This is a genomic window from Cobetia sp. D5 (genome assembly GCF_035666195.1).
GTDB lineage: Bacteria > Pseudomonadota > Gammaproteobacteria > Pseudomonadales > Halomonadaceae > Cobetia > Cobetia amphilecti.
Genome location: NZ_CP142020.1, coordinates 1,274,699 through 1,296,578, shown reverse-complemented (window position 1 = coordinate 1,296,578; position 21,880 = coordinate 1,274,699). Strand labels below are relative to the sequence as shown.

The 21,880-nt window shown below is 62.3% G+C and carries 22 protein-coding genes; 8 read left to right on the top strand and 14 right to left on the bottom strand.

Annotation, left to right across the window (positions count from 1 at the left end):
• Nucleotides 1-136: 136 nt before the first annotated feature.
• The 7 genes from U0O11_RS05495 to U0O11_RS05465 form a co-directional block, all read right to left on the bottom strand.
• Nucleotides 137-820 (bottom strand): alpha/beta hydrolase, encoded by a 684-nt coding sequence (locus tag U0O11_RS05495; RefSeq protein WP_324692012.1) that lies wholly within the window; start codon nucleotides 818-820, stop codon nucleotides 137-139.
• 211 nt (nucleotides 821-1,031) lie between these two features.
• The gene (locus U0O11_RS05490) at nucleotides 1,032-1,793 is read right to left on the bottom strand and encodes a haloacid dehalogenase type II (protein ID WP_213113906.1); all 762 of its coding nucleotides are present in this window, start codon (nucleotides 1,791-1,793) and stop codon (nucleotides 1,032-1,034) included.
• A gap of 584 nt (nucleotides 1,794-2,377) precedes the next feature.
• Complete coding sequence (locus U0O11_RS05485; protein ID WP_324692011.1) at nucleotides 2,378-2,629, bottom strand: hypothetical protein; 252 nt, start codon at nucleotides 2,627-2,629, stop codon at nucleotides 2,378-2,380.
• A 549-nt stretch (nucleotides 2,630-3,178) separates the two neighbouring features.
• Nucleotides 3,179-3,511: a hypothetical protein gene (locus tag U0O11_RS05480; protein WP_284727071.1), complete on the bottom strand. Its 333-nt coding sequence runs from the start codon at nucleotides 3,509-3,511 to the stop codon at nucleotides 3,179-3,181.
• 115 nt (nucleotides 3,512-3,626) lie between these two features.
• A complete protein-coding gene (locus tag U0O11_RS05475) occupies nucleotides 3,627-3,959 on the bottom strand; it encodes a hypothetical protein (RefSeq protein WP_324692010.1) in 333 nt (110 codons plus the stop codon).
• 90 nt (nucleotides 3,960-4,049) lie between these two features.
• Complete coding sequence (locus tag U0O11_RS05470) at nucleotides 4,050-4,382, bottom strand: hypothetical protein (protein WP_043335406.1); 333 nt, start codon at nucleotides 4,380-4,382, stop codon at nucleotides 4,050-4,052.
• Nucleotides 4,383-4,468: 86 nt separating this feature from the next.
• Nucleotides 4,469-4,810 carry a hypothetical protein gene (locus U0O11_RS05465; RefSeq protein ID WP_324692009.1) on the bottom strand — a complete coding sequence of 114 codons (342 nt, stop codon included), beginning with the start codon at nucleotides 4,808-4,810 and terminating at the stop codon, nucleotides 4,469-4,471.
• A gap of 1,276 nt (nucleotides 4,811-6,086) precedes the next feature.
• Here U0O11_RS05465 and U0O11_RS05460 point away from each other — a divergent pair.
• Nucleotides 6,087-7,370: a DUF1853 family protein gene (locus U0O11_RS05460; RefSeq protein WP_324692008.1), complete on the top strand. Its 1,284-nt coding sequence runs from the start codon at nucleotides 6,087-6,089 to the stop codon at nucleotides 7,368-7,370.
• Nucleotides 7,371-7,639: 269 nt separating this feature from the next.
• Entirely contained in the window at nucleotides 7,640-8,980 is a 1,341-nt protein-coding gene (gene brnQ, locus U0O11_RS05455) for a branched-chain amino acid transport system II carrier protein (protein WP_324692006.1), read from the top strand.
• A gap of 135 nt (nucleotides 8,981-9,115) precedes the next feature.
• On the opposite strand, the gene U0O11_RS05450 is transcribed toward brnQ, so the two are convergent.
• Complete coding sequence (locus tag U0O11_RS05450) at nucleotides 9,116-9,616, bottom strand: gamma-glutamylcyclotransferase family protein (RefSeq protein WP_131431605.1); 501 nt, start codon at nucleotides 9,614-9,616, stop codon at nucleotides 9,116-9,118.
• 114 nt (nucleotides 9,617-9,730) lie between these two features.
• Nucleotides 9,731-10,096 carry a YqcC family protein gene (locus U0O11_RS05445; RefSeq protein WP_054556809.1) on the bottom strand — a complete coding sequence of 122 codons (366 nt, stop codon included), beginning with the start codon at nucleotides 10,094-10,096 and terminating at the stop codon, nucleotides 9,731-9,733.
• A 75-nt stretch (nucleotides 10,097-10,171) separates the two neighbouring features.
• Here U0O11_RS05445 and U0O11_RS05440 point away from each other — a divergent pair, with 75 nt between their 5' ends.
• The gene (locus U0O11_RS05440) at nucleotides 10,172-12,160 is read left to right on the top strand and encodes a cation:proton antiporter domain-containing protein (protein ID WP_082388800.1); all 1,989 of its coding nucleotides are present in this window, start codon (nucleotides 10,172-10,174) and stop codon (nucleotides 12,158-12,160) included.
• A 199-nt stretch (nucleotides 12,161-12,359) separates the two neighbouring features.
• Nucleotides 12,360-12,626 carry a late competence development ComFB family protein gene (locus tag U0O11_RS05435; protein WP_054556810.1) on the top strand — a complete coding sequence of 89 codons (267 nt, stop codon included), beginning with the start codon at nucleotides 12,360-12,362 and terminating at the stop codon, nucleotides 12,624-12,626.
• A gap of 191 nt (nucleotides 12,627-12,817) precedes the next feature.
• Here U0O11_RS05435 and U0O11_RS05430 read toward each other — a convergent pair whose 3' ends face one another.
• The 3 genes from U0O11_RS05430 to U0O11_RS05420 all read right to left on the bottom strand — a co-directional run bounded on the left by U0O11_RS05430 (nucleotide 12,818) and on the right by U0O11_RS05420 (nucleotide 15,134).
• Nucleotides 12,818-13,582, bottom strand: coding sequence for an amino acid ABC transporter ATP-binding protein (locus U0O11_RS05430; RefSeq protein WP_131431600.1), 765 nt, complete (start codon nucleotides 13,580-13,582; stop codon nucleotides 12,818-12,820).
• Nucleotides 13,579-14,253 (bottom strand): amino acid ABC transporter permease, encoded by a 675-nt coding sequence (locus tag U0O11_RS05425; protein ID WP_324692004.1) that lies wholly within the window; start codon nucleotides 14,251-14,253, stop codon nucleotides 13,579-13,581. The genes U0O11_RS05430 and U0O11_RS05425 overlap by 4 nt, the downstream gene beginning before the upstream one ends.
• 146 nt (nucleotides 14,254-14,399) lie before the next feature.
• Entirely contained in the window at nucleotides 14,400-15,134 is a 735-nt protein-coding gene (locus U0O11_RS05420) for an amino acid ABC transporter substrate-binding protein (protein WP_197738747.1), read from the bottom strand.
• 780 nt (nucleotides 15,135-15,914) lie between these two features.
• Between U0O11_RS05420 and U0O11_RS05415 the strand changes: the two genes are divergently transcribed.
• From U0O11_RS05415 to U0O11_RS05400, 4 genes are all read left to right on the top strand, one after another.
• A complete protein-coding gene (locus tag U0O11_RS05415; RefSeq protein WP_324692003.1) occupies nucleotides 15,915-17,039 on the top strand; it encodes a DUF3549 family protein in 1,125 nt (374 codons plus the stop codon).
• A gap of 488 nt (nucleotides 17,040-17,527) precedes the next feature.
• On the top strand, nucleotides 17,528-18,037 hold the full coding sequence (locus U0O11_RS05410) for an ATP-dependent zinc protease family protein (RefSeq protein WP_082388802.1): 510 nt from the start codon (nucleotides 17,528-17,530) through the stop codon (nucleotides 18,035-18,037).
• 197 nt (nucleotides 18,038-18,234) lie between these two features.
• Nucleotides 18,235-19,143 (top strand): 30S ribosomal protein S6--L-glutamate ligase, encoded by a 909-nt coding sequence (gene rimK / locus U0O11_RS05405; protein ID WP_043335225.1) that lies wholly within the window; start codon nucleotides 18,235-18,237, stop codon nucleotides 19,141-19,143.
• Between the two features lie 321 nt (nucleotides 19,144-19,464).
• The gene (locus U0O11_RS05400; protein WP_043335223.1) at nucleotides 19,465-19,923 is read left to right on the top strand and encodes a hypothetical protein; all 459 of its coding nucleotides are present in this window, start codon (nucleotides 19,465-19,467) and stop codon (nucleotides 19,921-19,923) included.
• A gap of 105 nt (nucleotides 19,924-20,028) precedes the next feature.
• Here the strand turns inward: U0O11_RS05400 and U0O11_RS05395 are convergent, their stop codons facing one another.
• Together U0O11_RS05395 and U0O11_RS05390 are read right to left on the bottom strand one after the other, a co-directional pair.
• Complete coding sequence (locus U0O11_RS05395; RefSeq protein WP_324692002.1) at nucleotides 20,029-20,994, bottom strand: SanA/YdcF family protein; 966 nt, start codon at nucleotides 20,992-20,994, stop codon at nucleotides 20,029-20,031.
• Nucleotides 20,995-21,132: 138 nt separating this feature from the next.
• The gene (locus tag U0O11_RS05390) at nucleotides 21,133-21,738 is read right to left on the bottom strand and encodes a YceI family protein (protein WP_153635363.1); all 606 of its coding nucleotides are present in this window, start codon (nucleotides 21,736-21,738) and stop codon (nucleotides 21,133-21,135) included.
• Nucleotides 21,739-21,880: the final 142 nt, after the last annotated feature.

Genomic DNA, 21,880 nt, shown 5'->3' with positions numbered 1-21,880 from the left:
CGACCAGCATCTGACATGAGCGCTGATGGCGCATGACGGAACCGCTGGCAGCACATGAAAACGCCGCTGACGAATCACTCCGTCAGCGGCGTTTTTGCTCTGGCAGTCGATACTGACAGTCGATCTTGGCAGCCGATCAGGCCAGCAGACGCGCCTTGAACCACTCACCGATCGCCTCGATTTCCTCGAGACACACGGCGTGCGCCATCGGCCAGGTCTGCCATTCCAGCGGATGCCCCAGCGCACGCGCACTCTCGGCGCCCGCCTCACCCAGTGCCAGCGGCACGATATCGTCGTGGGTACCGTGATGGACACTGATGGCCAGGCCCTGATTGGCGGCGCTCGGCGCAATGGTCGCGCTGGTCGCGAAATAGGTCGAGAGCGCCAGCAGGCCACCCAGCGGACGCTCGCAGCTCAACGCCGCCTCGTAGACCACCGCGCCGCCCTGGGAGAAGCCGGCCAGAATGATGCGCTCACTGGCGATGCCCTGGGCGATCTGCTCCTGGATCAAGGCATGCACATAGGCCGCGGATTCACGCAGCTGCACCTCATCGACGCGCCGGCCGAGATTCATTTCGAGAATGTCGTACCAGGCTGGCATGCGCATGCCGCCATTGACGGTCACGGCCAGCTCCTGTGCATGCGGGAAGACGAAACGCACGCCGTGATTCTCAGGCAGACCCAATGCAGGCATCACGGGCACGAAATCACTGCCGTCAGCACCCAGGCCGTGCAGCCAGATCACGCAGGCATCCGCCTGGGCGCTCGGCTCGATGATCTGAGGGGCACGGTGGCCATGCTGCTGTGATGCGTCACTCATGTTCAGCTCCGGTCGGTAAGAAGGGGAATGCCGCCCAGCCTACCATTGACGCTGGCATCTGCCATGCGATGAGGCTGGCAATCTCACGATGAACAGGCAAATTGCCCTGTCACTCGACGCCCGCCAGCCTCACCGATGCCATAAACGCCATGATGACAGAATATCTTCAGCACCCGTCAATCAAGGGTTCTGCCAATCAAGGGTTCTGGTGCTATTGCAGAATGTCGGCCAGTTCGTTCACATCCTTCACGACATGATCGGGCTTCTTTGACAGCGGGAACAGGGCCTTGCCCGGGCGGGCGATGAACGTGGTCTGCAAGCCCGCCTCCTTGGCGCCTGCGACATCCCAGCCATGTGCCGCAACCATCATGGCTTCCTCGGGTTCGACATCAAGCTTGTCCAGCACCCACTCATAGGAACGCAGGTCCGGCTTGTAGATCTGGATATCCTCAATGCTGTAGCGCGCATCGAAATACGGCAGCAATCCCGCGTTTTCGAACTGCGCCTGGACGCCCTTGTTGGACGAGTTGGTCAGGCTGACGATCTTGTAGCCTTCAGCCTTCAGCCTGGCCAGACCTTCCTTGACATCAGGGTGAGGCGGGAGTGTCAGCAACGGGGTGATGATGGCCTTCTTCGCCTGCTCATCCGTCAGTTCGACACCGTTGTTCTGCGCGACCACCCGCAACGAGGCGACACCGATCTGCCCGAAATCGTGGTAATCCCGGGTCACGGTAGACACCAGAGAATAATGCAGCATGGTCGAGAACCACAGGGGCAGCAGGTCTTCTCTTCCCCCCAGCGCCTCGCCGACGGAACTGCGCATCGAGGCAAGATCCAGCAGCGTTTCATTGACATCGAAGATCAGCACCTTGGGCTTTTCGACGACATCACCCGCCATCACACTCCCTGACATCAAACCAACGCCCAACACCAATGAACCTGCCACTTTCTTGAGTTTTGCGCGCACCATCATAGGCCTCCACTTGATTGATATCATGGCATCCTGCCTCGGGATATCCGACATGCAGGCCGGCAATCAACAACGTTTAATCACCGTGATGCATCATGACATCCATACAGTGAACTGCCGATGAATCCTTACGAATTACCTAGAAAACCCTCAGCATATTGCGGGCATCAAGCAAGGCGCCATGCACAGAGTCGACCAGCCACTTGCTGCGCTATTCTGGAATCCGGGAATAAAAAAACCCGCCATGGTGGCGGGCAATGAATGTCGGGACAGCGACACCCAGGACAGGAAAGCGTTTGAGAAAGGGTTTTGCCACCAGGTCGTTCTAGAGGGGATGGTGGAGGGCCCCAAAGCCCTTGCTCAAGCGTTCTGCTCACTATCCAAGTGTCTCTACGTCTGGGATATTTCCTTTCGCTCTTCCTGAATTTCGGTAGTCACTGGCTTGCGCATCAGTGCCTACGCCTTCAATCGTCGCTGCGCGGTGATTCAAGCAGCAATCAGTTCACAGCGCTTCAATGGTTTCACAATGACAACTTGCGGCATGAAGTCATGTGAAGCGTGTCGTGTGAACCGTCAGCATCGCAAGCTCAGCGATGGTCAGCGTCGATATCGACTGCACCATGCACATCACTATCGGCAAACACATTGCCACGGCTGGTGATCAGAATGTCAGGATTTGCGGCGTAGCGCTTTTCGCTCTTCTGGTAATCACGCACTTCGCTGTGAATGCCGTGAGATTGAGCGCTATTGAATCGCGCGTTACTGCTGTCATCAGTGCTGATATCGGCACTGGCCAGACCGCTGGTGGCGAGGGAAAACGCTGCCAGGCCGTGAGTCATGAATGACTTGATCATCTTTCTATCCTCCGTTCATTTTCACTATCGAGTTGCCATGAAGTGACACATCATTGATCACTTCATGTACTGCGTATATCCAGGCGGGATATCTATCAGAGTTGATACTTTATATTACCCACGTGAACAATTATCAAAGACTATCAACAAGCACTACCCACAAGGATGCGGCTTACGATGGCGCGATATTCAGGCTTGCCCATGGCAGGACCCTTCTACGTCATCGTATTAAGCACGGGGCGTCGCTGCGCGGGATGACTCCCGACAGATACTGGCCATTTCAGGAAGGGTCAGACTGTCGTTGCACTTCGCGACGAGGTATCACCTGGCGATAAGTGTCAGTGACACTGCTTTACGACTGGCTTGTTCACGCTTTTAGGACTTCGAGCTATTGCTACTTCTGTTCAGGCCTGACTGCTGCTCATGACGACACTTGCTGCGGGGACACTTGAGTCAGTTGCTGCTATGCGTGGTCACGAATCAGAGCGGGGCTAAAACAATCTGAATCAGACAATCTGGCTTAGACAATCTGAATCAGACGCTTTCGCTCAGAGCATGCTGGACGCGAGTCGCGGAAACGCTCTTGCCAGCATCGTTGACGAATTGCTGTGAGTCAGACGCCAGGGTCTCGCGCTGACCTTCGATCGCAGCATCGTTCAAGGAGCTTTCGACACGGCCCGCGGCAACGCTCATGCCGGTATCGGCAAAGGTGGCTTGCTCGGCGGCGGCGGTCTGGGCCTGGCCGTGGATGCCGGATTCGCTGAGCGCAGAACGCACCTGAAGGTCAGCGACGCTGTCTGCAAAGGCAGCACCGGTGGCAGCAACGGAAAGCGCGGTGGCGGCGATGAGGGTATTGAGCATTTTCATGAAATATCTCCAGTGAAATCTTTGTTCGGGTCAACCGGGCCAACTGGGTCAAAAAGGTCAGCCAGGTCGCAAGCAGAGTCCTTGTTCGCTGCCGTCAGCGTGACGGCGCGACGCATCAGGCGTTGTCGTTCAGGGCATGCTCGACACGTGACGCGGCAACGCTCTTGCCGGAATCATTGACGAACTGCTGGGTGTCGCGAGTGACCTGCGCCTGCTGGCCCTTGAGGGTCTGGCTGTTCAGCGCCTGCTCGACACGGCTGGCCGCAACGCTCTTGCCTGCATCGGTGATGGCCTGCTGCTGCGTGGCTGCCTGCTGAGCCTGACCGTGGATCACGGACTCGCTGATGTTGGCGCGAACCTGCTGGTCGGCAACGCTATCGGCATTGGCGACGCCAGTGGCGGTCACGGACAGGGCAACGGCGGCGATAAGGGCATTGAGGGTTTTCATGAGGTGACTCCAGAAAAAGTGAATAGCGAATAGATAAAAGGGAGATCAATGCTGCTGTGGCCCTGGGGCCATGAATCAGGACCTTCAGACTCAGGCGTTGTCGTTCAGCGCATCTTCAAAGCGTGATGCCGCGACACTCTTGCCGTTGTCGTTGCTCAGGCTCTGGCCGCGGGAGACGGCGTGCGTCTGTTCACCCTTGATGGTGTCGGCGTTCAGGGACTGCTCGACACGGTTGGCAGCGGCACTCATGCCGGACTCGGCAGCATTGAGCTGCGTCGCGGCGGGCTGCGCCTGGCCGTGGATGACCTGTTCGCTCAGTGCGGCACGCACCTGGGCATCGGCAACACTTTCATCAGCGGTGGCAACGCCGGTGGCAGCAATGGAAATGGCAGCGGCGGCGATCAGGGAAGTCAGGGTTTTCATGATGATTCTCCAGAAATGGGCAAGGTCGAATGTCAGGTGAGGCGATGTTCGGGGGTCACCGAGTTATCAGCGGGACCTACCCGGCTTCAGGCGTTGTCGCTGATGTGCTGCTGAACGCGGCTAGCGGCGACGCTCTTGCCCTGATCATTGACGGTGGCGTTGGCCTGAAACACGGCAGCGGTATCGACGCCGCGGATGTGGTCAGCATTGAGCGCCTGCTCAACGCGACCGGCAGCAACGCTCATGCCCGTTTCGGAGAAGCTCTGCTGGCTGGTGGCAGCCGGCTGAGTCTGGCCCATGATCTGCTGGCTGCTGATGGCGTTCTGGACGCGCACGGCGGCAGGGCTATCGTCGGCTGCGAATACGGAGGTGCTGGCAGTGGCGATGGCGACGGTAGCGATCAGAGTCTTGAGGGAAATGTTTTTCATGGTGTATCTCCTGGTCCTGGTGCGGATGCTTCCGCTTTGAGTCGTTGTCAGTCAGTGAAGGAGTGGTTTGCTGACCCCTGTCCGGGTCCTGGTCTTCACTGACTGTGGTGCGTACTGCGTTTCGATGATTAACAGACTAATGGTTATTCTGCGTTCAAACTAGCCGCGCAACTGGAAGCTCACTGTTTCTCTTTGAGCAACGTCACTGGAAACGAACGGCCTTCCCCAGTGCTTGACCCTCCTGCCCCTCTCATCACCTATAAAGCTATTGCAGCGGTTCTGAAAAAGACTTGTACAGCCTGGAGAGTGCAAAAATTCCTTGTTTGCGTGCTGACCCATCCCCTTGAGCGGCGCTTCGGCCTGGCAGATCACTATCGACTTTGGTTGAGGAAGACAGTGTCTCGCCCACCACCTTGGTCGAACATGCTGCACGCTGCAGGGTGTGTCTTGCTGTGCTGATGAGTTATACGTCGCCACAGCAGAACTGGATGCCACAAAAACAAGAAAATGCGTATTTTTCTTTTTGCTTTGGCTGAGACGCCTGAAAACAGCGTCCAGCAGCAAGAAATTGTGCACATCAATCTTTACGAATATTCATTGACCGATTGTTCAGGGTGTGGATTCTGCCCCTCACACTGTCAATCGGTGACGCCTTGCCCACTGATGTCGAGAAGATTCATGTCGCTCGACAACCAAGAGCTCGAGGTCAATACCGCCTCATCAGCCCTGCATATTTGCTGCAACGTTGATGGAGTGCATTGTGAACCTCGCGAGCCGCGGGATATATCCCCGCACCGGAACAGGATTGATTCCCCCAGCGAATCAATTCAGCGCTCTTCCAACCCGGACTGAAGCACCCTCACTCACCCACGCGAAGTAATCCCAACGTTTTCAATCGCTTAGGCGACCCACGCAACGATGTCAAAATGATGACAGCCTGGGGACGGCCGTCGCATTACCGGCGGCGGACAGCAGAACGTGTTGGAAGAGCGTCAAGAAAGCGGCGAGAAAGTGTCGCGTGAGCAGCGCAAGACTGGCGCAAAGGGTCGGGTAAGAGTGGCGAGTGAGGAAAAGGAGCGAAAAGACAGAGGGGGCAGACAGAGGGAGCAGAGAGTGGGAGTGGAGGAAGGGAAAGGAGAAGGGAGTAGATAGAGGGAGGAAAGGAGCAGCAGGACACCACGGCCGGCAAGCAGCACTCAGCTCGGTTCACACAGAGCCAGCCCCGAACGACGTCGCGCATTATCGACCGTCATCCGACGTGGGATACACTGGCGTCATGCCTATCGAGCCCGAAGCCCCGTCCCATGCATCGCCCGGTGCAGCCGAGTCAACGCCCCCTTTTGCCCAATGGGCCGACTCCCCCTGTGCGACCGGCTGCGACCTGCGCCGCGACTGCGCGCCCTACAGTCACCCGCGCGTCAGGGATATCGCCTGGCTTCTGAGTGCCCCGGATCTCTTGCAGCTTGCGCGTTACCCACGCCCGTCCCTGGCGGCACTCGGGCTAAAGGATGACCGCGTCCGCCACCACTGGCTGATGACGCTGGAGCAGGCGCCCCACGCGCTCGAGGCCGCCGTGAATGAGCGCCGCCACTATCGCCTGGGCCACTACCATGAGCTGCTCTGGCAATTCGTGCTGGCACACGCGCCTGGCAGTCGCCTGCTGGTCAACAACCTCAGGATTTCCCAGGGCAAGATCACGCTGGGCGAGCTGGACATGCTCTATCTGGCGGCGCAGGACACGGCGCCCACGCACCTGGAGGTCGCGATCAAGTTCTATCTCGGCCTGCCCGAAGGCCCCGAAGCGGCTGACAGCCCGGCACGCTGGATAGGCCCCGGTGGCGCCGATAGCCTCGCCATCAAGTATCAGCGCAGCCTTGAGCATCAATTGCCCCTCGCCTATACCGAGCGCGGGCAGCAGACGATTCGCCAGGCACTGACCAGACAAGCACTGGCCAGACAGGCAGACGCGAGCGAGACGAACCCACCGTCGGTAGAAGATCCGTCTGCCCCGCTGCTTGCAGGCCAGCAACTGGCATTGCCCGGTTGCCTGTTTCGCCCCTGGCAGCCAGACCAGGCGCCCGCCGACTGGCTGCCCCCGCCCCGCCATTGCCATCCCGAGAGTGCGCGCCAAGCCGGCTGGTGGATGAGCGTCAGCCAGTTTGCCGCCTTCTGTCAGATCCTCGAGGCCTCCCCGATGCATGGCGGCCCGCTGCTGGGCTGCGTCAGGGAAAAGCCTGCCTGGCTGGCCGCCCCGCCCGTGGCGTCGCTACAACCATGGCATGAACTGGACCGCTGGCTGCGCGATCACTTCGCGCCCCCCGGCGCCGCTGACGACCTCAGGCCGGACGAACCAGTTCTGCAAGTCACGGCGGCTCAGCAGCACAGCCGCCAGCGCACGCATCAACACCCCCGCCAGCTGTGGCTGGAGCGCAGCGTGGCGGCGCCTGACGGCGAGCCGACCACCGCCAGCTCGCCTCGCCAGCAATGGCGGATCTTCGTGGTGCCAGATGACTGGCCGAGCTTCATTCCACTACCGCCCTCGGCGCCTGCCGCGCAGTGAGCCTGGCGCGTGGCTTGCTGGTGGCTTTGTCTTGCTACGTGAAATCAACGATAATGCGCCGCGTCAGATCAGGGTGGCGACAATCCGTCAGCCTGATCTCGCCATTCGGCCCGCGCGCAACACTACCCCGCTGCTCCCGGGTCTGCTGGTGACCCACCCCTGTCGCTAGCCAACGGCTTCTCGGCACGTCTTCTTGCCTGACCGACCACCTCATCGGTCACCTGATGACGCCTGCTGCAACGCATCTGCTGAATCCGTAGGACGTCATAGTGAAAACACGACTTTCCAGCCTCGATATCGTGGCGCTGGGCTTCATGACCTTTGCCCTCTTTCTGGGCGCAGGCAATATCATCTTCCCGCCTCAGGTGGGTCAGGGCGCGGGTGCCGAATTCTGGCCGGCGGCACTGGGCTTTCTGGCCACCGGTGTCGGCATGCCGCTGGCCGGTATCGTCGCGGTGGCCGTGATCGGCGGTGGCCTCGACAAGATCACCTCGCCGCTGCCCAAGTGGGCGGCCGCGGCCTTCGGCGTCGCCATCTACCTGTCCATCGGGCCGATGTTCGCGATTCCGCGCACCGGCACCGTGGCCTTCGAGATGGGCATGCGCCCCTTCATCGACATGTCCGCACAGAGCGGCCTGGCTCTGCATTCGGTGCTGTTCTTCGGCATCGCCACGCTGATCGCGCTGAGCCCGGGCAAGTTGATGGATGTGGTCGGCAAGTGGCTGACGCCGCTGCTGATCGCGCTGCTGGCGCTGATCGCGCTGTTCACCATCATCGACCCGCAGGGACCGCTGGGGCCGGTGAGCCCCGAGTGGGCCGAGGCGCCGTTCATGACCGGCTTCCAGCAGGGCTACCTGACCATGGATGCGCTGGCCTCGATGGTGTTCGGCATCCTGATTGTCTCGGCGATCAAGGCACGCGGCATCACCGCGACCGCTGACGTGACCCGCTACACCCTGTGGGCCGGCGCCATCGCCGCCATCTGTCTGGCCGCCGTCTACCTGCCGCTGACCTACATGGGCGCCACCAGCCATGCACTGGTCAGCGAAGCCGCCAAGGGCGAGCTGATCCCGGTCTACGTCGAGGCACTGTTCGGCGATGCCGGCAAGCTGATCCTGGCGCTGGTCATCACCCTGGCGTGCCTGACCACCGCGGTGGGCCTGTTGACCTCCTGCGGCGAGTTCTTCCATCGCCTGCTGCCGAGCGTGCCCTACCGCCTGCTGGTGATCGTGATGGCCGTGGCCTCGGCATTGATCGCCAACCTGGGCCTCTCGACCCTGATCAGCGTCTCGATTCCGGTACTGGTGACGCTCTATCCGCTGGTGCTGGTGCTGACGCTGCTGTCCTACCTGCGTCCGCGCCTGCACGATGCGCCGCGCGTGTTCGCCTGGACCCTGGGCCTGACGCTGCTGGTCAGCCTGCTGGATGGCTTCGAAGCCAGTGGCATCGACTCGCTGATAGCCATCTCGCACCGCATCGAGCCGCTGCTGCCGCTGGCCTCGATGAATCTGGGCTGGCTGGCGCCGGCGCTGGCGGGGCTGATCATCGGCATGCTGGCCAGCCGTCGTGACCAGACGAACCTGGACCCGGCATTGGCCGCGCAGGACTGAGGCTCACGCCAATCAGTCACGCAGCGTGACCAGAAACACGAAAGCCCGCCTCTCCAACGAGAGGCGGGCTTTTTGTTGCCACACGACAGCTGACCGAAAACAGATGACAGGCACCCGTCCGCTGTCAGGCGACCGTCAGCGCGGCGTAGTGCGCGACAGGCCCAGCTGAGCCAGGGTGGCGTCATCCAGCGCATGCACGGCCTCGACGCCGCTCAGCGCCGTGAAGTAGTCCGGTGTCAGGAAGTCGCGCCCGCCAAGCAGGTGCTCCAGGTATTCGCGCGCCGGCTTGAGGCCCTCGGCGGTGCGCTCGGGCAGCGCCACATACACCCAGGCGTCGATCACGCCTTCGCGGGTGACGATGGGATGTAGGAAACGCTCATATTCATGCGGGCGGCCTTCGAAGGGGTCCATCAGCGTGATCTGCTCGGCCTCGAGCAGCTCGTACAGCACGCCTTCGACGCGCTCGCCCGGCGCGGGCTGCACGTTGGCATGCGCAATACCATCGACCCGAGAAGCCTTGTCGAAACTCAGGCGATGCTCTTGCAGCCAACCATGCACGGCCCGCCGCGTCTCGCCGATGCGTGCCACGACACGCGCCGGATTCATGTTGCTGCCGTAGGCGAAGTAATAGGCCATGCAAGCTCCTGACAGTTGTCTCGAGGCGCAATGCGAGGGCATCACGCGTGAAGGGCTCAGTGGGAGGTGCCGGGTAGAAGAGACTCGGTGCGAGGTGAGATGCCTGCCCGGCAATCAGTGCGTCGTGATCAGCGTGTCGATCTCGCGAATCACTTCCGTCATCGCCACGCGGCGCTCGGGCCGGGCATCCTTCAACCAGGCCTCGATGGCCGGGGCCACTTCACACTTGGCGGGGAACGGCGCACGGGCATCGCATAGCGCTTGCAGACGGGCGATGAACACGAAGCGCAGCCACTGGCCCATGTCCATGCGATCGACACAGAATGGCTCCACACTCATGAAGGCCTGCGGGGATGGCGTGTCCATGCGCCACAGGTCTGCTGCCTTCATGGTCGCTTCCAGACGTGCCAGCAGCGCGCGCAGCTCGTCGTAGGGATTGCCGGCGATCTCGCCGTCCTGGGGTTGTTCAGTCGGATTCATGCGACCTCCGTCAAATCATGCATGGTTCGTTCACGCTATTATCCCGATGATGCTCACGGAAGGCCAGGAGGCCGCATGGCAGACACGCTGTTCAATGATGTGATGATACTGCTGGGAGCCTCGGTAGTGGCCGCGGCGCTGTTCCGCCGCCTGCATCTGCCGCCGGTGCTGGCCTATCTGGCGGTCGGCTTTCTGGTCGGCCCTCATCTGGCGGGCTGGATCGGTCGCCCGGAAGAACTCGCCTTCCTGTCGGAATTCGGACTGGTATTTCTGCTCTTCTCGCTCGGCCTCGAATTCTCGGTGCCGCGCATGCGCGCCCTCAAGACCACGGTGTTCGGGCTGGGCGCCTGTCAGGTGGCGGTATGCAGCGGCCTGTTCTGGGCGCTGGGCTCGGCGCTTGGCCTGTCGCCAGCAGCGGCGCTGGTCGCGGCCGGCGCGCTGGGGCTTTCCTCCACCGCCATCGTCACGCGGGAACTGGCGCGCTGGAATGAGCTGGACAGCCCCCACGGCCACGCCGCCGTGGGCGTGCTGCTGTTCCAGGATCTCGCCGCCCTGCTGTTCCTGATCCTGATTCCGGCCATGGCCGGTGATGGCAGCCAGCTGCTCAGTGACCTGGGCCTGATGCTCATCAAGGGGCTCGGGCTGGTGGCGGTGATGCTGATGATCGGCAAGTGGGTGCTGCCGTTCGTGTTCCAGGAAATCTCGCGCGCGCGCTCGGAAGAGCTGTTCGTGCTCACCGTGCTGCTGGTGGCGCTGTTCTCCGCCTGGCTGACCCACAGCCTGCATCTGTCGATGGCGCTGGGCGCCTTCCTGGCCGGGATGATGCTCGGCGAGAGTCATTTCCGCCATCAGATCGAGGCCGACATCCGACCCTTCCGCGACATCCTGCTGGGGCTGTTCTTCGTCTCGGTGGGCATGTTGCTGGACCCGCAGGTGTTGCTGGCCCAGTGGTATTGGGTCGTCATCGGCGTGGCCTGCCTGCTGGCGACCAAGGCACTGCTGATCACCGGACTGGCGCGCCTCTCCGGCCGCCCGCTGGACAGCGCGCTGCGCACTGGCCTGGTGCTGTCCCAGGGTGGCGAATTCGGCTTCGCGCTGCTGGCCCTGGCCAGTCAGCAACGCCTGATGGACAACGAGACCGTGGGCCTGGTGGTGGCGATCATCATCGGCTCGCTGGTGGTCACGCCAAGCCTGATTCGCCACAACCAGCAGCTGACGCGCCGCCTGTGTCGCTCCACCACGCCCACCCAGGAGAACCCGCACACCACCGCGGAGCTGAGCGCCGCCACCGCCCCGCTCAGTGGCCATGTCATCGTGTGCGGCTTCGGGCGTGTCGGCCAGACGGTGGGGCGATTTCTCACTCAGGAAAAGCTTGAGTGGATCGCCATCGATGCCGACCCCATCCGCGTCCACGAGGCCGCCAGCGCCGGCGAGCCGGTGGTGTTCGGCGATGCGCAGCGTCTGGAAATCCTGCGCGCTCTGGGCATAGAACGTGCCCGTCAGGTGGTGATCACCGTCAATCAGCTCTCGCATGCGCTGGCCATTCTGCGCGCCATCCAGCCGCTGGAACTCGAGAACCTCAAGGTGCTGGTGCGCACCCAGGATGACGCGGACCTCGAGACCTACAAGGCCGCCGGGGCCACCGAGGTGATTCCCGAGGTACTCGAGGGCTCGCTGATGCTGGTCTCGCATGTACTGGTCAATCTCGAGGTGCCCTTCCGCCGCGTGGCGCGCTCGATCCAGAATGCACGCGAAGCGCGCTACAGCATGCTGCATGGCTATTTCCATGGTCAGCAGTCCCAGCTGACCGACAAACGCGGCAACCCGCTGCTGCGGCGTCATCCGCTGACGCTGACCGCCGATGCCTGGGCCTGTGGCCGGCGACTGGACGACATCGCCCTGCCGGAGGTGTGCGGCATTCTCGTCTCACGCGTGGTGCGCGCCAGTGGCGAGAACCTGGAAGAGCCCACCGGCGACCTGACGCTGGCGTGTGGCGATACACTGGTATTATCGGGATTGGCTGATCATATTGAAGAGGCGGAAACCCGCCTGCTGACCGGCTGACAGGCCTTGAGCGGCAGGCGATACCCAAGACTCCGCCGCCTGCTGTCCTGCCGCCAGCAACCGCGCTGGCGTGCGGGAGGGAGAGCGCCACAGAGAGTCAGCTCGGATGAACATACTGATGAGCACACTGAAGGGATCGACATGTCAGGGGGCACGGCCCTGCATGGGAGATAACACCCATCACCAGGAGGCAATACACATGGAAAGCGCAGGCGTACACAACTACATGGAGCAGCTGGTGCTCGACCAGCTGCGCTTGCATCCCGATAGCCACGCCATGGATGTCGACAGCCGCGAAGACGTGGCCTGCATCGCACTCAATCAGCTGGCGCCCCGCTATATCCGCCACGACGTCGACATGGCGTTCTACATGGCGCCCGCCGAGCAGGAGCTGCTGGAAGAGCGCGTCTCGATGGCGCTTCAGGAAGCCTTCGACAAGGTGCGTTCGATGCCCCGCCACGGCTAGCCACGCGCTGCGACCCATGAAGCGTCGCCCTGAACGCGCCCTGCAACACCAGAAGCGGATCAATGATCACCGCCAGCGAAACGACAACGGCCACCGCGATGGATATCGCGGTGGCCGTTGTGTCTGTCGCAGATGCTGCCCGAGGCGTTATCTCAGGTAGCCTGAGGGGCATTAACCTCAACCGGGCAACATCAGATTCCCTCGGCGCACTGCGGCGGCACTTCATCCAGCACCTTGCGCAGGAAGGCGCGCGTGCGGTCATCCTTCGGCGCACTGAACAGCTGACTCGGCGGCCCCTGTTCGACGATACGCCCGCCTTCCATGAAGATGACGCGGTCGGCGACTTCCCGCGCGAACTGCATCTCGTGGGTGACCACGATCATGGTCTGGCGCTCGACCGCCAGCTGCTTCATCAGCTCCAGCACCTCATCGACCCATTCCGGGTCCAGTGCCGAGGTCGGCTCATCGAACAGGATCACCTCGGCCTGGGCGGCCATGGCGCGCCCGATGCCGATACGCTGCTGCTGACCGCCTGACAGAGCCGCCGGGAAGGCATCCGCCTTCTCGCTCATGCCGATACGCTCGAGAATCTCGCGCGCTCGCTGGTGCGCCTTGGCCTTGGGCCAGCCGTTGACGACGATCAGGCCCTCGGCAATGTTCTCCAGCGCCGTCTTGTTGGCGAACAGCGCATAGTTCTGGAACACGAAGGCACTGCTGCGACGCAGACCCAGAATGTCGTGACGGCTGGCGCGTGTGGCCTCGACCTTGCGTTCGCCGATCTGGATCTCGCCACCATCGGGCTGCTCGAGGAAGTTGATGCAGCGCAGCAGCGTGGACTTGCCGGTGCCTGACGGGCCGATGACGACGATGATCTCACCCTGCTTCACTTCCAGAGTGATGCCATCGAGTACGGCCTGCCCGCCGAATTTCTTGACCAGGTTTCTGACTGCAATCATCGCTGATAGGCCTTGTTGAGACGTTTCTCCATCCAGCGCTGCACGAAGGACAGCCCTTCCACCATCACCCAGTAGACGATGGCCACCATGATGAAGGATTCAAAGTACAGGAAGCTGCTGGCCGCTTCCTTCTGGGTCGCGCCCATCAACTCGGTCACCCCCAGCGTGAAGGCCAGCGACGTGGACTTGATCATGTCCACGAAGTAGTTCATCAGCGTGGGGGCCGCCACGCGGGCCGCCTGGGGCAGCACGATGCGTCGCATCAGCTGGACATTGGTCATGCCGATCGAGAGCGCCGCTTCGGTCTGGCTGCGATCGACCCCGACGATGGCGGCGCGGATGGATTCGGCCATGTAGGCCGAGAAGTGCAGCGTCAGGCCGAGAATCGTCGCGGTGACGCCATCGATCTGGGTCAGGAACGCCATCACCTGCGGCAGGCCGTAGTAGAACAGGAACAACTGCACCAGCAGCGGCGTGCCGCGGAAGAAGGAGATGAACACGATGGTCAGCGCATTCAGCACCGGCACCTTGAGCACCCGCACTACCGCCAACAGCGAAGCCATTACCAGCGCGGCCACCATGCCGATACAGGCCATCTTGAGTGTCAGTGGCAGGTATTTGAGCATGACCGGCAACAGGCCAAGCATGTAATCGATATTGAGAGTATCCATTCGTTATCCGGACAGGCTGGGGGCTTGGCTGAGGGTCTGGAAAGACACCCGTCGACATGACGACAACGGGGCGACGGTCAGCCGTCACCCCGTTTGCACATGACATCCTGGCATGCGCCCTTGTATCAGGGCGCAGCGGGCAATGTTCAAGGCGTGGTGATGTCGTTGCCGAACCACTTGTTGGAAATCTCGGCCAGGCGGCCATTTTCCTTGAGCTCGGTCAGCGCGGCATCCACCTCGTCACGCTTGGCCTCGCCTTCGGCGTCCTTGCGGAACGGCAGTGCGTTCTCCAGGCGCGAGAACGGCTTGCCAGCCAGTTCCAGCGGCAGCGGCGTCTTCTGGATCACCTGGCTTGCGCTGACGCGGTCCATCACGAAGGCATCGACACGGCCCAGGGCGGTGTCCTGCTCGATGTTGGACTCATAGGTCTTGATGTCGATCTGGTCGGCGTAGGGCAGCTCTTTCATCAGCGCTTCGTAGTTGGAGCCCAGGTTGACCGCCACGCTGTGGCCCTTGAGGGACTCGACGCCGGTGATCTCGTCATTGCCGCGACGCTTGACCACCTGGGCCCCGTCATAGACGTAGGGCTGGGTGAAGGCGAACTTGGCCTGGCGTGCATCGGTGATGGTGATCTGGTTGGCCACGGTGTCGATGCGGCCGGCTTCCAGCGAGCCGATCAGGCCGGAGAAGCTCATGGTCACGAATTCGATGTCGTCACCGGTGATCTCGCCGACGGCGTTGAGGACATCCACTTCAAAGCCCTGCAGCTTGTCCTGCTTGACGAAGGTGAACGGGAAGTAGCCGCCCGACATGCCGACCTTGAGGGTGTCAGCCTGTGCCGCCAGGCTGCCCAGGGTGGTCGCGCCCAGCGCGGCAGCCATCACGGCGCCCTTGAGAGCGGTAGAAGAGAAGACAGCTGCGAGCGAACGTGATTGGCGCATCGGGATTCCTCGTGGATCGCAAGACTGGGCCATTGGCGCTGGACGGTCGCTGACATTCGGCTGAACGCGGATGTCGAGCCAACAGAACAGGTATAAGCACAGCCTTTTATATGTGATTTGGTTGTATAGGATAACGGGACTGCCCCGCATTCCCAATCATTTCATCCCTTAAGGACATAACCAGAGGGAATAAGACAGCATTCCTGTCAATGAGCGCGATTCTAGCATGCCTGTCATGGCGGGCCAGTGACGCCGTCTAGGCTACCTGCAGCGCTAGATGTCAGCCTGACGACAAGTGGATGACAGTTATTCACGCCATCCGTGGACGATGCTGTGGATAACCCGTCTCGGTCACGCTGAAAGCCGCGCCAGCCGTGGGATGACGAAAATTGATCAAAAAATCATCAACCTGCAAAACGCTCAGCGAGACTTGAGGTGCCGCGTCATCTGTCAAGCCGTCACGGGCCGAAAGAGCGGCCATAATAGTCACAGATCGCCCTCTTCCCTCTGGCCGCCATCACACGCCAGCGGGTGGCATGACAGCCGGTGAATCGCTAAAGTCGCTGCCATTCCAGACATGCTCAGGCACATGTCACGCGCCGGCAGCTGTCATTCAACGACACATGCCATGCGTGGCAATGATGCTCGACAAGACTCTTTTCTTCCGTTCTTCCGCACGCCCAGCCAGGGCGTGGCGGAGACACAGCCGTGGTGAGCCTCATGACTCCTCTCTCTTCCTTGAGCAACTTCTTCACACGTACCGGCGCCGAGCTGCACCTTTATCACCTGGGTCGCACCCTGGCCCCGCTCAGTCTTGAGCAACTGGAAGCCTTCGAGACCGAACAGCAGCCGTGGGAGCAGCCCTTCAAGGGTCAGGCCCGACTGGCATGCGTGTTCCGTCCGGCCGGGCTCGACGATCCGCTGGTGTGGTTTCTGGCCCTGCCGCTGGATGAAGAAGGTCGTCTGTCTCCCGCGCAACGCGATGCCTTCCTCGAACGTCTGATCACGACGCTGGGTCAGACGGCGCTGACCGTCGGCCGGCCTGATCTCCAGCAGGCCGAGGCAGGCAAGATCGACAACCTGATGCAGGACAACCCGCTGGCCTTCACGCCGGACGACAGCCTGCGCGCCATGCTGCACGCCCGTGCCAGTCTCGATTGCGACCGCCCCGCCAGCCAGTACTACGAGCTCGCCGAGCAGTATCTCACCGCCCAGCTACCGCTGGATGACTGGCCGTCACTCGGTCTGCAGGGCATCGCCGACGTGCTGACACGGCGCGGCGAGCTGTCCGGCGAGCTTGCCGCCGCCTTCGTGCAGCGTCTGGCTGACCTGCCGGACACGCCGCTGCGCGCCATCGCGCTGTGTCTGGAGCAGGCACCGCCCGCCCATGCCCAGCTGGCTGGCTCGCTGCCGGAGGAATACGAGACCGAGCTGCTCACCGCCCTGATCGCGCGTGGTCAGGCTGCACGTGACCTGGGGGATCTGGAGACGCTGTGCGCCTGCCTGCGGGCTGCCGGTGCCAGCCCACGCCCTGCGGCGGCGGAGTGGATCGATGCCCTGCTGGCCGACGACGAGGCCGTCAATGTCGACGTGCTGGTCGCGATCGCCGCGCGCGGCTACGCCCACCTGGAAGATGCCGAACGTCTGCCGGCCTTCCTGACCCGCCTGGCCAGCTGCCCGCAGGCCAACTTCGCTGCCCTGGCCCGCGACCTCGCCCTGATTCCGCGTCTGCGTCTGCCGGTGCTGATGACGCTGCGCAATGCAAGCGCGGACAGCCCGCTGGGTCAGGCGCTCGCCGCCCTGACTCGCCAGGCCGATACCGGCAATCCTGCCCCGCGTCATTGACGCCGGGCATGCCCACAGGTGACAGTGCTTGAGATCATGCGCATAACCCACGACACTTGATCGGACACTTGAACAGACACTCGATCGGACACTTGCTCAAGGCATGGAATCGGGGCTGATCGGCACCGGTGAACAGGGCGCGCGGCAACGCGCCACCGGCACGACGTCACCCGCGCCTGTGGCCGTGGGTGACTTGCCCAGCGCCCGCAAGCGAGGCGTCCGGCGGCGATGAAAGCGTGCCATCACCGCGTGCCCGGGGCGGTTTTGCCGGGCGCTGTCCGCGCCACCGTCACCCCCCGATTCGTGACGCGAAAAAAGAGGCTTCAGCAAGGATTGCTGTCAGTACGTTAAGTGACTATGCTGCGCGCCCGCCTGGCCCTTACCCCGCCATGCCGGCAACGCACATTATGCTGTGCCGCGCCTGCCCGGTGTCTTCATGCCGTGAGCCGCTGCCCGCTTCGCTCACGCCCTCTGATTCAGGATGAAACATGTCGCATCACAAGAACACTTCGCGTCATCACATCGACAAGGCACCGCCCCTCGATCTCAAGACACTGAATCATGACCTGCTGGGCTTTCGCCCGCGGGGCGTGGTGGGTCGGCGTGAGCTGATCGAGCTGCCGGAACTCAAGCTGCACCTCAATGCCAAGATCGACACCGGTGCGCATTCCAGTGCGCTGCATGCCGAGAGCATCGAGGTCTTCGAACACAACGATGATCTGTGGGTTCGCTTCATCACCCGGACCGGCGGTAGCGACTCCCCGCCGCATACGGTCGAGACGCCGGTGCATGATCGCCGCCGCGTGCGCTCATCCAATGGTCAGGCCGAATGGCGCTACGCGATCCGCTCGCGCATGAAGCTGGCCGGGCTCGACTACGATATCGACATGACGCTGGTGGACCGCTCCCAGATGCGTCACCCCATTCTGCTGGGGCGCCGTGCCCTGCGTCGCCTGCTGGTCGCACCAGGCGCCGCCTATCTGCATGGCGAACCCTGACGGCACCAGCCAGGCGCGCGGCGGCATGCTTCGGCATCTCGCCTCAAGGCGCTGGCCCCGCTGCCATCTGCATCGCGTGACGCCTCGAGACGACAAAGGCTTCACCGGCGAATACCACGCCTCCTGACGGGCATCACGTCAGTCTTCTTCTGATTCATTCCTATCTCTGTCTGGCCCATTCGGCTCCGGAGGATTTCATGCATATCGGTATCCTGTCGCGTAACTCACGCCTCTACTCCACCCGTCGCCTGATCGAGGCCGCCGAGGCACGTGGCCACACCGCACGCGTGGTGGACACGCTGCGTTGCTACATGAACATCGCCTCGCACCGCCCCTCCATCCATTACAAGGGCGCCGAGATCGAGCACTTCGACGCCGTCGTGCCGCGCATCGGTGCCTCCGTCACCTTCTATGGCTGCGCCGTGCTGCGTCAGTTCGAAATGATGGGCACCTACGTGGTCAATGATTCCGTGGCCATCTCTCGCTCACGCGACAAGCTGCGCTCCCTGCAGCTGCTGTCGCGCAAGGGGCTGGGCCTGCCGGTCACCGGCTTCGCGCATTCGCCGGATGACATCCCCGACCTGATCACCATGGTCAAGGGCGCGCCGCTAGTCATCAAGCTGCTGGAAGGCACCCAGGGCATCGGCGTGGTACTCGCCGAGACCAACCAGGCCGCCGAGAGCGTGATCCAGGCCTTCATGGGCATGAAAGCCAACATCATGGTGCAGGAATACATCAAGGAAGCGCGTGGCGCCGACATCCGCTGCCTGGTGGTGGGTGACAAGGTGGTGGCGTCCATGAAGCGTCAGGCGGCCGATGGCGAGTTCCGCTCCAACCTGCACCGTGGCGGCACCGCGAGCGAGATCCGCATCACGCCGGAAGAGCGCTCCACCGCCATCCGCGCCGCCAAGGCCATGGGCCTGTCCGTCGCCGGTGTCGACCTGCTGCGCGCCAATCATGGCCCGGTGATCATGGAAGTGAACTCCTCGCCGGGCCTGCAGGGCATCGAGACGGCCACCGGCAAGGACATCGCCGGCTTGATCATCGATCACATCGCCAAGTCCGCCGCGCCGGCCAAGAAGATTCCGCCCAAGCCCAAGGGCTGAGGGCTGAGGGCTGAGGGCTTGAGTCTTAGTGCTGAAGCCTGAGGGCATTGCGCGCAACGTTTCCCAAGGGTGCAGGTCGTCATGACTGCACCCTTGGCGTTTCTGGGTCAGATGGCCGCGCGTGTACGAGCGTGAGCGACGAAAACAGGGCAAGGCCAGCGCCTGAAAGGCAACGATGATCGTCACCAGAACGTCATTGTATTGTCGTAAACTGCAGGGATTGACAGTGCGGGAATAAATATCCTGACTTTCTGCCCTTCAGGGGTAGAAAAACACTGTTTTCACCCGCACAATCTCTTCTGACGGAGGAGGTGACCGCCCATGTTTCTCGACAATCGCCAGGTGGCGATGGATAGCGTCCAGGAAGCCCTGGCAGACAGTCTTGATTATTTCGAGGATAACGCCGAACGGCTGCGTCCCGCGCTCCTGAAGGCCTTCGAGCCCTTCTATGCGAGCCGTGTCGAGCTCAAACAGGCCCTGGAAGTCGAGACACGCAAGCATCTGAGCCTGATGCCGCGCGACGCCGATGTCGAGCGCGATGACTACATGTGGCTGTGGAGTCGCCTGAAGAGCATCGTCGGCAATGACAATCAGGTGTTGATCAACGAGCTGCTCGAACAGGAACGCGTCCTGATGCAGGCCTGCTCGACCGCCTTTACGCATCCGCTGCCTGACAGCATGGAAAAGGTACTGGAAGGCATCTTCCACAACTGCCGCCATCTGATTCGCGAGCTGTACCGGCACCAGACAGGTCAGGCCGCCCGCCGCCGCGCCGGCTAGCCACCTGCCCGCCGCCAGGCCGTGAACGCAAGACGCCTCGCCTTCCAAAGGAAGTGCGGGGCGTTTTCGTGTTGACCCTGTGCGTCTGACGAGGCCAATGCGCGGCTAGTTCGTATCAGGCCTGACAGGCAGCCACTGGAGCAGTGCCTGCTTCACCCTGGGGAGACTTGCCAGCAGGCTTGCCTGCGCCTGACGCGCGAGGGCACGCGGATCCGGCGTGTCGGCAGCGTTCTCTTCATCCGTCACATCCACTTCATCCGCCACTTCTACTCCATCCGCCATATCACGACTGGCAGCGGCCTGCTGCCCTGCCCCGTCTGTCACGGAGCCCTCCGACGGCGACATCACGTGCTTGTCTGAGGAGTGAGATGATGAGGGATGCGATGGTGAGGGCTGCGAAGATGATTGCGATGACAACACCGGCGTCGGCAGCGACTCCTGCGGCCCGAGGAAGCGCGGCTTGCGCCCCCACAGGTAGAGATCACCCACTGTCGCCGCACGGGCCAGCCACTCGCGCAGCATCAGCTTGAGCCCCGGCGGCTGGCGCTCGGAGATGGCCGGACAGCCCACCGCCTCCAGGCCCAGCGCATCGGCGATGAACAGCGCACGTGGCAAATGCCACGGCTGGGTGACCAGCACCGCCTCGTCGACACCGAAGACCTTGTGCGCTCGTACGAGGGTATCGAAGGTGGAGAAGCCCGCGTAATCGAGCGTCATGAACTCCTGCGGCACGTTGCGCGCTCGCAGATCACGCCACATGGTCATCGGCTCATTGTAGTAACGCGTGCGGTTGTCTCCCGAGAGCAGCAGGTTGGAGACGCGGCGCAGGCGGTAGAGCTGGGCGGCGGTATCGAGGCGCGCCTGATAGTGCGGATTGCTGCCCCCGCCCACCAGGCCGTGGGAGGTGCCGAACACGATCCCCACCTCACGGCTCTGACAGGTCAGCGGTGACGTGGCAATGCGATCGTGCGTTGCCATCACGACCCAGAGGTTGAGCCCGACCACCGTCATTGCACCGGCGGCCAGCAGACCGACGATGGTCCAGCCAGCCCGCATGATCACTCGCTGCATCTCTTCCTCACGCCCATCCCTGCCTGTCTTTCCTGCCGTTACCGTCACATCGTGCAGGCATGAGCGCCCAGCCTACCCAAGCGGCCGAGGCTCTGCCAGCACTGACTGATCCCCGGCCACGCATGCGGGTGACTCCGCTCAGTCTTCCTGCACCATCACGGCCTTGACGTTGACTGGCACCTGGGTCGCGATGTTGCCAAGCCCGGCCAGGTCACGCAGGGTGCGAATGCCATCGACCAGTGCGAACTGCTCAGCATCGACCATCACAGGCGTGAGGGTCTGCACCAGCCAGCGATCGCCGCGCAGGCGCGTCACCTGCAGGCTCATCGGCAGGTTCTGAGTGTTGTCGTGCAGCGTCAGCTGGCCTTCGACATCCACCTTCTGAGTGTCGCCCGGCTCCATCACCTTGAGGGTCGGCATGTCGAGACTGGCGGTCATCACGGCCAACGGATAGGTGCCGGACTCGAACAGCTTCTCGCTGACGCGCTGGTCACGAATGTCGATGCCGGTACTGGCAGAGTCGAGATCGATCTCCACCGACAGCTGACCGGCGTCATTGACGCGCGCCCGCCAGGAGGTGAAGGCATCCGTCTCGACGGTGCTGGCGCCCGACTTGGCCATCTTGGTGGTCTGGAAGCTCAGCTGTGAGACGTCGCCATCCAGCTTCCAGGCGGCCTGCGCGCTGGCAGCGGTGCTCAGGATCAGGGTGGCGGTCAGGGTGCGCAGCGCAGTCTGGAATCGCATTGAGGAGTCTTCCTTGAGGCAGGTGATACGGGAAACCGTCAAACGGACGTGCCGACGCGGCCCGAGGCAGCAACTTGCCCGGACGCTCAGCAACGTGAATTGGATAGCCGGATGGACGAGAGGTTCCCGCCCATCCGGTTGC